Origin of the sequence: Candidatus Pantoea formicae (assembly GCF_011752625.1) — a bacterium.
GTDB lineage: Bacteria > Pseudomonadota > Gammaproteobacteria > Enterobacterales > Enterobacteriaceae > Pantoea > Pantoea formicae.
In genome coordinates this window covers 1-1523 of the sequence record NZ_VWXD01000028.1, presented here as the reverse complement: position 1 = coordinate 1523, position 1523 = coordinate 1, and the positions used below count along the sequence as shown (strand labels likewise).

At 52.1% G+C, this 1523-nt stretch carries 1 tRNA gene and 2 rRNA genes; all 3 read right to left on the bottom strand.

What is annotated here, in order from left to right:
* A 23S ribosomal RNA gene (locus F3J38_RS27670) occupies positions 1-474 on the bottom strand; the annotation flags it as partial.
* Positions 475-689: 215 nt separating this feature from the next.
* Positions 690-765, bottom strand: a tRNA-Glu gene (locus tag F3J38_RS27665).
* An 89-nt stretch (positions 766-854) separates the two neighbouring features.
* Positions 855-1523 (bottom strand): 16S ribosomal RNA (locus F3J38_RS27660); the annotation flags it as partial.

Here is a 1523-nt window from a genome sequence, read left to right as displayed (position 1 = left end):
GCCTTTCCCTCACGGTACTGGTTCACTATCGGTCAGTCAGGAGTATTTAGCCTTGGAGGATGGTCCCCCCATATTCAGACAGGATACCACGTGTCCCGCCCTACTCTTCGAACTCACAGAAGGTGTGCTTTTGTGTACGGGAGTATCACCCTGTACCCTGCGACTTTCCAGACGCTTCCACTAACACACCCGCTGATTCAGGTTCTGGGCTGTTCCCCGTTCGCTCGCCGCTACTGGGGGAATCTCGGTTGATTTCTTTTCCTCTGGGTACTTAGATGTTTCAGTTCCCCAGGTTCGCCTCGCAACACTATGTATTCATGTTGCGATGATGCACAGAGTGCACCGGGTTTCCCCATTCGGACATCGTCGGCTGTAGCGGTTCATATCACCTTACCGACGCTTTACGCAGATTAGCACGTCCTTCATCGCCTCTGACTGCCAGGGCATCCACCGTGTACGCTTAGTCGCTTAACCTCACAACCCACAGGCGTTTTGCAACGCATGCAGACTGCAAGCATTTGAGAGACTCGAACATGTCATCATTCATTTCTTATTACGGAGAAATGAACCGACACGTCGTTTCAATTTTCAGCTTGTTCCGGATTGTTAAAGAGCAATATCTCAAACTCGACGTTACCGTCAGTTTTGAGATATTTCGTGGAGACACCTTTCACCTGTCACCAAGCAAGTGGCGTCCCCTAGGGGATTCGAACCCCTGTTACCGCCGTGAAAGGGCGGTGTCCTAGGCCTCTAGACGAAGGGGACACGATAGTGTCACGACTTCGCAGCCGTCTTGCTCATTACTTTTCTATCAGACAATCTGTGTGAGCACTTCGAAGGAAGGTATCTTCAGGTAAGGAGGTGATCCAACCGCAGGTTCCCCTACGGTTACCTTGTTACGACTTCACCCCAGTCATGAATCACAAAGTGGTAAGCGCCCTCCCGAAGGTTAAGCTACCTACTTCTTTTGCAACCCACTCCCATGGTGTGACGGGCGGTGTGTACAAGGCCCGGGAACGTATTCACCGTAGCATTCTGATCTACGATTACTAGCGATTCCGACTTCATGGAGTCGAGTTGCAGACTCCAATCCGGACTACGACGCACTTTATGAGGTCCGCTTGCTCTCGCGAGGTCGCTTCTCTTTGTATGCGCCATTGTAGCACGTGTGTAGCCCTACTCGTAAGGGCCATGATGACTTGACGTCATCCCCACCTTCCTCCAGTTTATCACTGGCAGTCTCCTTTGAGTTCCCGGCCGGACCGCTGGCAACAAAGGATAAGGGTTGCGCTCGTTGCGGGACTTAACCCAACATTTCACAACACGAGCTGACGACAGCCATGCAGCACCTGTCTCAGAGTTCCCGAAGGCACCAAAGCATCTCTGCTAAGTTCTCTGGATGTCAAGAGTAGGTAAGGTTCTTCGCGTTGCATCGAATTAAACCACATGCTCCACCGCTTGTGCGGGCCCCCGTCAATTCATTTGAGTTTTAACCTTGCGGCCGTACTCCCCAGGCGGTCGAC